6 protein-coding genes are annotated in these 9,712 nt (G+C 66.7%); 4 read left to right on the forward strand and 2 right to left on the reverse strand.

The annotated features are described in order from the left end of the window. The first annotated feature begins 82 nt into the window (after positions 1 to 82). On the forward strand, positions 83 to 4,471 hold the full coding sequence (locus OEB96_RS03955; protein ID WP_266214082.1) for a CHAT domain-containing protein: 4,389 nt from the start codon (positions 83 to 85) through the stop codon (positions 4,469 to 4,471). Positions 4,472 to 4,839: 368 nt separating this feature from the next. Here OEB96_RS03955 and OEB96_RS03960 read toward each other — a convergent pair whose 3' ends face one another. Beyond that, positions 4,840 to 5,340 carry a hypothetical protein gene (locus OEB96_RS03960; protein ID WP_266214083.1) on the reverse strand — a complete coding sequence of 167 codons (501 nt, stop codon included), beginning with the start codon at positions 5,338 to 5,340 and terminating at the stop codon, positions 4,840 to 4,842. A 647-nt stretch (positions 5,341 to 5,987) separates the two neighbouring features. Here OEB96_RS03960 and OEB96_RS03965 point away from each other — a divergent pair. From OEB96_RS03965 to OEB96_RS03975, 3 genes are all read left to right on the forward strand, one after another. After that, complete coding sequence (locus OEB96_RS03965; protein ID WP_266214084.1) at positions 5,988 to 6,116, forward strand: hypothetical protein; 129 nt, start codon at positions 5,988 to 5,990, stop codon at positions 6,114 to 6,116. Between the two features lie 722 nt (positions 6,117 to 6,838). Next, positions 6,839 to 8,131 (forward strand): hypothetical protein, encoded by a 1,293-nt coding sequence (locus OEB96_RS03970; RefSeq protein WP_266214085.1) that lies wholly within the window; start codon positions 6,839 to 6,841, stop codon positions 8,129 to 8,131. Positions 8,132 to 8,215: 84 nt separating this feature from the next. Then, complete coding sequence (locus OEB96_RS03975; RefSeq protein WP_266214086.1) at positions 8,216 to 9,295, forward strand: hypothetical protein; 1,080 nt, start codon at positions 8,216 to 8,218, stop codon at positions 9,293 to 9,295. A 25-nt stretch (positions 9,296 to 9,320) separates the two neighbouring features. Here OEB96_RS03975 and OEB96_RS03980 read toward each other — a convergent pair whose 3' ends face one another. Further along, entirely contained in the window at positions 9,321 to 9,623 is a 303-nt protein-coding gene (locus OEB96_RS03980; RefSeq protein WP_266214087.1) for a hypothetical protein, read from the reverse strand. Positions 9,624 to 9,712 lie beyond the last annotated feature (89 nt).

The following is a 9,712-nucleotide window of genomic DNA, read 5'->3' on the forward strand; positions in this document are numbered from 1 at the left end:
ATGGCCGTACTGCGCTTCCAAAGCCAGCGCGCCCCCAGGGAGTCGCTTGCTCATCGGGTGTGATAGTATCCCGAATCGACGCGTGGCCTACGACGATGCCCATACGCTGACGATCGACATTCGGCGGCTCGGGAAAGCGTACGAGGTCGAGCTTCAGCACGACGACCCGGGAAACCAGGCAGAGGAGATTCGCCGGCGAGGCACGGTGGCCTTCGACCGTGAGGTGCTGGAGCGTTTGCTGGAGCTACAGTCTAAGCCCGCCGAGTACGGAGCGTATCTGGCCGAGCGGTTGTTCGGTGCCCCGCAGCTTGTCGAGGGCTTCATCCTTGCCGAGATCTCGGGCGCCGACTTGCGAATTTGTCTGCGCATCGATCCCTCCGCCAGCGAGCTCCAGGCGTTGCGCTGGGAGTTGCTGCGGCACCCCCGGTCCAATGTCCAGCTGAGCACCTCGGAACGCGTGGTGTTCTCCCGTTTGATCTCGTCCCGGGGCACGGGGCGGCTCAAGCCACGCGCCCGGAATGAGCTGAACGCGCTCATCGCGGTGTCGGCTCCGTCTTCCGCGTCACTGGCGAATATGAGGCTCGCCGTGGTGGACTACGAAGGTGAGTTGTGGCGGACTCGCCGGGCGCTCGGTGGAATCGAGGTTCGGACACTCGGGGGGCCGGAGACTCCGGTGACCCTCGATCGTTTGCTCGACGAGTTGCGACGTGGGATCGACATCGTTTATCTCATCGGCCACGGGCAGATCGGCAGGCGCGGGACAACAGCGCTCGTCCTGCAGGACGAGGCAGGCGACGCCAAGCGGGTCGAGGCGCAGTTGCTTGCGACCCGCATCGGGGAGCTGCGGGAGCGGCCGCGGTTGATGATCCTGGCCTCGAGCCAGAGCGCGGGCGATGCGGGGCTGCGCTACCCCACGGTCCCGGTGCCGAAGGGGGATGCAGGGGACGCAGTGGAGCACCCCACGACCGCTCAGGCTGCGGCGGCGAGTCTGCTCACGAACGCCGGGGTGCCGGCGGTCATCGCGATGCAGGGAATGATCTCGATGCGTACCGTCGAGGTCATGATGCCAGTGCTCTTCTCGGAGCTGCTGCGCGATGGTCGGGTCGACCGCGCGCTGGCGGTCGCGCGGGGAAGGGTGCGAGAGCACTACGACTGGTGGATGCCGGTTCTGTACTCGCGGCTCAAGACCGGAGCGCTGTGGTCGATGCCTGGGTTTCCCGGCGTGGGCGGGAGGGGCCGGGAGATCATCGACTTCTCCGCAGAGCGAGCGCGCCACGAGTACTTCTTCGGGCGCGAGGACGTGCTAGCGTCGATGGATCGTTGGATTGAGGGGCACGACCGCGGCTGGCTGCTCGTCACCGGAGGGCCGGGGCTGGGAAAGACGGCGATCCTGAATCGATGGGCACTTGGGCGCGAGGACAAAGGGCTGCCCATCGCAGTCCACTTCATACGAGGTGGGCACAGGGACTGGGCCGATCCAGACAGGATCCAGCAGAACCTCGCGGCGCAGATCGAAGAGGAATTTCCCGCGCAGCGTGACGAGGAGGCCAACCCCACGTATCGACTCGAGCAACTGCTACAGCGGGTGAGCCCGGTGCTGGAGCAGAACGACCAACGGCTGGTGCTGCTCGTCGATGGTCTCGACCAGGTGCTCGAGCCGGGAAGGAAGAACCCGATCCCGCAGATGTTCCCGCTCGAGGTGCCCAGGCGTGTTTTCGTGGTGGTGGCTTCGAGGCCGAGGTCCCCAAGCCTGGGGTGGTTCGACCGGCGTACGAGCCCGAGTACGCGATTGGACCTGGACGAGCGATTGGAGTCCAACGAGCAGGCGGTACGAGAGTACTGGACGGCGTTGGGCCCAGAACTCGGGCTGAGCAAGGAGCTGATTCGGGCCGCGATCGAGGGAGCCGAGGGCAACCTGCTGCACGCGGTCCAACTGCGCAAGCGGTGGATGGAACCTGGGGCAACGCCCTCACCCGACGACGTGTCCCGGGGTTTCCGGGGAATGCTCGACGAGTTGTGGCAACGCATCATGGCCCTGCCCCAGTCGACCAAGAAGTGGGTACGAGATGGACTCACCCTCCTGTGTGCCGCCCGAGAGTCGTTGCCGCTACATGTCGTGGAAGAACTGCTGGACTGGGACGAGGGGGACGCCGAAGCCTACTTCCTGCCGAACGCGCGGGAGATGCTGCTCGAAGAGCGCTGGCACAAAGACCCGAGGTATCGACCCTTCCACGAGGGACTTCGCGACCTCATAGCGGACAAGCTGCCCAAGGGAATTGCCAGGTGTCGGAAGCGATTGGCCAACTACGCGGCATGGCCGGTGGAGGGGGACGGGTTCCAGCGGGGGTATGCGCTGCGGCATCGGGTGGAGGACTTGGTGGAGGGGGGTGACCTCGAGGAGGCGGCGCGGACGTGCATGGATCTCGGGTTCCTCACGGCCAAGGCGTGTGCCGAGGGGGTGAATGCGGTCGAGCGCGACATCGAACTGGCGGGGGAGCGGCAAGAAGACGACGGGGCACGCGAGCGCCTGACCATGCTCGGTCGGTTGGTGACTACGAGCGCGCACTGGGTGATGAAGGCACCGGAGGCTTTGCCGGCGTTGCTACACGACCGGGCGCTCACCCTTGCGCCCGATCTCCTCCGGGACTTGGTTGGTCCTGCGCACCCACTCCCTGAGTATCCCAGGTTACGGTATGCGCTACGGGCCCGCGCGATGGCGCGGATTCTCGAGGGCCACCAGGGCCTGGTGAGGGCGTTGGTGGTGCTGCCCGACGGCCGGGTCGTCTCCGGTTCGGCGGACAAGACGGTGCGGGTGTGGGACGTCGACTCCGGCCGAGCCCTCACCTCCCTCGAAGGGCACCAAGGCATAGTGTACGCGTTGGCGGTGCTACCCGACGGCCGGGTCGTCTCCGCCTCGCGGGACAACGCGGTGCGGGTATGGGACGTCGACTCCGGCTGGGCCGTCACCACTCTCGAAGGGCACCAAGGCTCAGTGTACGCGTTGACAGTGTTGCCCGACGGGCGGGTCGTATCCGGCTCGGATGACAAGACGGTGCGGGTGTGGGATGTCGACTCCGGTCGGGCGGTGACCACTCTCGAAGGTCACCAGGGGGAGGTGACCGTGTTGGCGGTGTTGCCCGACGGGCGGGTCGTATCCGGCTCGGATGACAAGACGGTGCGAGTGTGGGATGTCGACTCCGGTCGGGCGGTGACCACTTTTGAAGGCCACCAGGGGGAGGTGACTTCGTTGGCGGTGTTGCCCGACGGCCGGGTCGCATCCGGCTCGGATGACAAGACGGTGCGAGTGTGGGATGTCGACTCCGGTCGGGCCGTGACCACTCTTGAAGGCCACCGGGGGGAGGTGACTTCGTTGGCGGTGTTGCCCGACGGGCGGGTTGTATCCGGCTCGGATGACAAGACGGTGCGTATATGGGATGTCGACTCCGGCCAGACCGCAACCACTCTCGAAGGCCACCAAGGCGGGGTGTATGCGTTGGCGGTGTTGCCCGACGGGCGCGTAGTCTCTGGCTCGGCCGACCGTACGGTGCGGGTGTGGTACGTCCGGACGGGGCAGGCCGTCACCGCTTTCGAAGGCCATATGGAGGGGGTGAAGTCGTTGGCGGTGTCGGCCGACGGACGCGTCGTATCCGGTTCGGACGACAAGACGGTGCGTGTGTGGGACGTCCGGACGGGGCGGGCCGTAGCCACTCTCGAAGGCCACCAGGGCGGGGTGAAGTCGTTGGCGGTGTCGTCCGACGGGCGCATCGTCTCTCTCTCGTACGACTACACAGTACGGACATGGGACGTCCGGACGGGACGGGCCGTAACCACTCTCGAAGGCCACCAGGGCGAGGTGTATGCGGTGGCGGTGTTGCCCGATGGGAGGGCGGCCGTTTCCGGCTCGTCCGATCACACGGTCCAGGTGTGGGACATCCGCACGAGTCAGGCCGTAACCACGCTCGCAGGTCACCAGGGCTGGGTGTACGCGGTGGCAGTGTTGGCCGATGGGCGGGTCGTCTCCGGCTCGTTCGACCGCACGGTGCGGGTGTGGGATGTCGACTCCGGTCGGGCCGTGACCACTCTCGAAGGCCACCAGGGCGAGGTGTATGCGGTGGCAGTGGCGGCCGACGGACGCGTCGTCTCCGGCTCGGCCGACAAGACGGTGCGGGTGTGGGACGCTCGGACGGGGGCCGTAACTGTTCTCGAAGGCCACCAGAGCGGGGTGCATGCGGTGGAGGTGTTGGCCGATGGGCGGGTCGTCTCCGGCTCGTTCGACAAGACGGTGCGGGTGTGGGACATCGAGATGCAACAGTGTCTCGCGACCGTCTACGGCGATGCTTCGTTTCTTTCCATCGCCGCTGTAGACGACCATCTCATCGTCGCCGGTGATGCCATCGGCGATGTTTGGTTCATCGACTTACCGCCCTGGCCGAGGCTACCCGTGCGGGCGCGAAGTCGTATCGCTCAGTGATCGTGACGTCGTCTCCATCTCGTGCCGCGCGCATGTCCATTGTCCTTCCGCGACGGGAGCACGGAGCACGTCGAAGTCGCGAGCTTGCGAGAGACGAAGGGCACCGAGGTGGATGATGCCGCGGTGGTGGCCCGATGGCGATGTGGCTCAACGGGCTGCGTGCGCTATCGACGCGTGGACGTGGCCTCTGGTCTCTGGTGTGCTCGGGCGGCGTTGTCATCGACTTATGGATGCCTCGTCAGCACTGGGACCGACCGCGGATGATGCCTTCCCCCGCCTGTGAATTACCGCGAGGCAGACGCGCGGGCCGCTTCTGCGACCATACGCATCTGCCTCGCGAGTGCTTCGAGATCGTCCCTGTGTGCTGGTCAGCGCTGGCCGACCAGGGCCTCACGCGCCGTCAACACCGTCGCCCGGAGCGACGACAGCAGCGTGAGGAGCACGTCGAAGGGCCCGGCCTGGGTATCCCCGAGTAGGTCCGTGAGCCGCCCCGCGAGGACACCGGCCACGTCCCCGGGGATGTGCTCGGCATCCACGAGCGCCGCGGCTCGGCCGTGGCTGTAGCCGAGGTCAAGCCCGACCTCGACGCCGGCCATGATCTCACTGAGGGAGCGCCACTCGAAGTCGAGGACCAGGCGCCAGGTCTCGTCGTCCACCCGCTCTCGGATCTGGTCGAGGACGCCGCGCATCGGCGTCAGGAAGTCGCGCTCTCGGTCCTCGCTGTCGAGGCGTGCCGCGACCTCGTCCCAGAGTGAAGGCGAGCCTCGTTGCTCACGGGCCTGCTCGAGCAGGCGCATCAGCGTCGGGTGGCGGGGACCACCGTCGCCGGTGGCTCCCTGCTCGGGATCTTCGGGATTGTCGTGCGTCATTTCGGCCTCCTTTCGGCGCGGACGGTCAGGCCGAGGACCCCATGTCGCAGCCATGGGGCACCCTCGCCGATCGAGGCGATGTCTTCGTGGTTCATCAGTCGTGCTCTCTTCTCCGGGTGCAGCCCCGGACATGCGGGTGCCGTGGGGCTGCAACTCCACAGCTACTTCTGAGACCCGACTTTTTCTCAGAAGACCCCACGCCAGCCGAAAGAGCGGGGCCAACGAGGGGCGAGAACCGGCCCCTTCTCCCCGTTGCAGCCGGGGACCATGTTGATCGTCGTGGAGTGTAGACTGTCCGCAAGGGCCCTTCAACGGACCGAGACGCAATTTTCTATCTTGATAGCGAGCTAGCTAGATAGCTTAGGGCGGCCTCGACACCCCGAAGTGGGCCTCGGCACGGCCCAATAGCCCTAGTCGGCCGGTCGGCTCGACGGCCTTCGTGGCACGTGAGCAAGCTCTGCTCCGACGGCGATCTAGCTCGCTAGGTTGGTAGCGCACTACGCGGCTATCCTAGTGCCAGGCAGGGGGCCATCTACGTGGCGACGGAGAAGAGCTCGAGACGCACGAAGGCCAAGTCGGGGACCAAGCCGCGTGCTGCGGGGTCGAAGCGAAAGCCGGCCGAGCCCGAGGTGGAGGACATGGTCCAGATGAACCTGAAGGTCAGGCGCTCGATCAAGCGGCGGCTCAAGCTCTACTCCATCCGCGCGGACACCTCGATGGCCGAGCTGGTCGAGCAAGCCTTGGAGGCGTTCCTGCCCGACGAGCCCGACGCGTAGGCGTCGGTGGCCCTTCGCGTTGGCCACGGCCACGCTGCGTTGGCCAGGCACCCTGCGGGCCGTGTGCTCGCGGTCCGCGTCGCGGGCGATCTCAGGTGAGGGTAGGGGGCCGTCGAGCATCGAGTCCGTGCCGAGCCATCACCGCGGCCGTTGTCCAGCGGCCTTACCGGCTGACCGAAACGACCGTGTCACCGCACGAGATCCCGCGTGTGCTGCGCGTGGTGATGTTGGTTCACTGGTCTCGTAGCGTGCGGTTCTGAGTCAGGAATCCGGGCTCACCGCGGTGGCCAACCGGTTGGCCACTTGGTTCGAGCTGCGGCCCAAGGGTTGGCCACCGTGGCCAACCGGTTGGCCACCGTGGCCCGTCGGTTGGCCAGTCCCACGCGGCGATCGTGGCGCGGCCATCGAGGTCCCAATTTCCGCATTCATCGACGTTGACGCGGGATCGTGACGCAGTAGGGTCCATTCGAGTCGACCACGAAAGCACGGTCGGCCCTCGCTTCGAACACAACCCGTGGCGCTTGGTGCGTTGCTGCTGTCGCCGTTGCTCCGCGCTCGAGTCGATGTCCTTTCGGGCCTTGCACGAAGCGTCGATGGGCCGAGGAGCCGGACGATAGTTGCGCCTCACCGGCTTCACGACGCAGCCGTGGAGAGCAGTGAACGTGACCCAGGAACAATCTGCACCGACCATCCATCTCCTTTCCCTCCTCGCCCTCGTCGGCTTGGCCTCGGCCTCGAGCGGCTGTGGGGAGCCGACCTCGCCGACCATCCCTGGGGTTGGCCACTTCGGTACCGAGGGCTTCGGCACCGGCACGGAGGGCGATGTCGGCGATGGTGCCGACGAGACCGCTGGCGAGAACGAGCTGGACCCCGGGCTGTGCCTCATCGAGGCGGTCGGTGCCTACGTGGGCGAGCGCTACCAGTGCCAAGGATTCTTCGAGGCGCGCTTCGGTGCCGACGGCAGGGCGGAAGAGGGCTTTCCCGTGCCCTTCGGATATCCGGATTCGGGGGACTCCTACGAAAAGCCCTTCGTGAACGCCTGCTGCGCCCCGATCGTGGGGATGCCGAGTTGCCCTGGCGAATCCAACCAGCACCTGTGGGCCTGCTACATCGACGCGGTTCAGCAGATGTGCGTGGGGCTCGGTACCAAGGTCGAGGAGGTCCGCAACAACGTGCCTCCGGCTCAGGCCATCATCAAGCCCTCGCTCGAGGCGTTGCGCGACTGGCTCTACCTGGAGAGCAGCATCTACGAGTGTACGGAGAACTTCATCACGAGCACCGGCATGACCACGTTCGATTGTGCGGCGGACTACTCGGACGTCCTGGAGGGCGTGACCTGGACGCTCAGCAGAACGAACTATGACCTCATTACCAATCCGTATGTTCGGATCGAGACCATCGAGGTCTCCGACGTCGAGAAGCCGGAGGTAGGAGAGCCGTGTACCGATCTCCATGACAACGATAGCTACATCCCGCTCGAGATCGGCCCCGACGAGCCCGGCTGGACGAAGTTGGTTCTTGCGAACGGAACCGCAACCTTGCACGGACCGCCGCTCGACGGCGAGGAGGTCACCGGTACGGCTGGGCTGGCGTCGGTGGCCACGGCGTGCGAGGGCAAGGGCTGCTCCGCCATGGTCGCCAACCTCCAGCTCGGAAGCGGAGCGTGGCGGCTGGAAGGGATGCGACTGCACTCCGTCGGAGCGGCGGCCGCGGGCAATGGCAAGACGTCCGTCGAGGTGGACGAGTACACGATCTCGCTGTTCAGCCCGGTCGAGGGGACCAGGAGCGACGGCCTCTACGAGATTGCGCCGGGGGCCGCCGTGTTCTCGCTGTCGGGGCGCACGGGGTTCGGTGACTACTCGCTCACCACGACCAATGCGTCGCCGATCGCGATGAAGGCCACGGCCGATGGGTGGGTGCTGTCGCCGTTCGAGCTCCACCACGTCGACCGGAACGGTGATGATTGGCGTCTCGTCGTCGATGCCTCGAGCTGGGCGCCGGGCCCGCTTCAGTAGACGGCCATGACGCGTGGCTCCGCCGACTGGCGGGGCCACGTGGGATGCACGCAGAGGGAGGCCGAGGTGGTACTCTGGATGCGAATGACGCTCTCACGCCGGGCCTGGCTGCTGGCTGCCGGTAGCGTGCTCGGTGCCTGCGGTGAGCCATCAATCCGGGAGCTGCCCGCGGTCTCCTGGGAGGGCGAGAACCTTCGTGTGGCCACCGATGTCGAGACGCCCATGTGCGGCGGCACGGCCCCCTACATGGATCGCCTGCTCGGCGCGCTGGGCGAGCAACTGGGCGCGACGCCGCCGGGCATGCCCACCTACTACCTGCTCGACGGAGAGCTCGACGAGTACGAGACGCCCTGCGTGTCGGGGGCCTACGGATGCAGCGACGGCGAAGCCGCCTATACGCACATCGCACCGTTCGACCACGAGATCGTCCACCTGGCTCGCTCGGCCATTGGCTCGTCATATCCGCTCATCGAGGAGGGGGCGGCCGAGTACTGGGGCGATGATGCGGACGTTCGAGGTCCGCTGCAGGGCAGCGTGCTCGACTACGATGGGGAGGGCGAGCTGTTTCCGTTCCCCCTGTATCCCCGAGCAGGCCACTTCGTCGCGTACCTCGTGAACGTGCACGGAGAGGCGGCGTTCGAGGAACTGTCGCTCCAGACGGGCTTCGAGACGACGCTCGACGAGTTTCGCGGCGTCGTGCGAGACGTGTACGGCCAAGAGCTCGATGAGCTGGTGGCGGACTACGAGGTCACCTATCCCGAGTGCCCGCAGCGCGAGTACCGTGCTGCCTTCGGGGAGTGCTCGTTTACCCCGGCGCGACCGCTGTGCGACACCGATGGCCCGCTGATCGTCCGTCGCCGGTTCTCATGTGGCGACGAAGACGTTCTGGGCCCTCGCTTGGGGCGGCAGTGGACGACGATCCCCATCGAGCTCGAAGCCGACGGGCTCTTGGGGTTCGTGTTCGAGGCGAACCCGGCGACGGACGTGGAGCTGACGGTACGCAGGTGCGGGGGAGGTTGCCCTCCGTCGATGGTGGGACCGCTCGAGCCCTCCGAGACCCTGCGGCAGGCACCGTTCGAGGCCGGGTCGTACGTGATCAAGATCGAGTGGCCAGAGGGGCAGGAGCCCGAGGTCGACCTGGAGTTCTTCGGGCCCTGCGGGTGAGGCGTCGGGTGGTCGGCGGTCGGTGCTATCCACCCCGGTGCCTCAGCGACGGTGGGGCGCCCGGCGAGCCCGACGACGTTGATGCCGCTGCTCCCGGCGATACTCGCTCGATTTGCCGCGTCTCGGCGTCGTCGAAGTCGGGTACCGTGATCCCACCCGCGACTGCCACCACGTCGTCGTCCCAGACGATGAGATCGCAGCCCTGGTTGGAGGGCTCGCCCGCTTCGGGCGGGGGCGGGGCATCGTCCGGCCCGATCTCCGGGATGTCGACGAACCCGAGGATCGCGTCGTAGTTGGGGTCCAACAGCGCACCCTCGTCGCCATCCACTTCCTCGTAAACCCGTTACCGGGTGCCTCCCGGGCCGGAGCCCACAGCCGGATCGGTCTGGTGTAGCGCCGAGGTCATGGGCAAGCACA

The organism is Paraliomyxa miuraensis (genome assembly GCF_026337845.1).
GTDB classification, from domain to species: domain Bacteria; phylum Myxococcota_A; class Polyangia; order Nannocystales; family Nannocystaceae; genus Paraliomyxa; species Paraliomyxa miuraensis.

Bases quoted from the DNA above. Each gene is read 5' to 3' on its own strand.
- OEB96_RS03960 (WP_266214083.1), bottom strand. From the start codon at position 5,340: ATGACGCACGACAATCCCGAAGATCCCGAGCAGGGAGCCACCGGCGAC.
- OEB96_RS03965 (WP_266214084.1), top strand. From the start codon at position 5,988: ATGAACCTGAAGGTCAGGCGCTCGATCAAGCGGCGGCTCAAGCTCTAC.
- OEB96_RS03975 (WP_266214086.1), top strand. From the start codon at position 8,216: ATGACGCTCTCACGCCGGGCCTGGCTGCTGGCTGCCGGTAGCGTGCTC.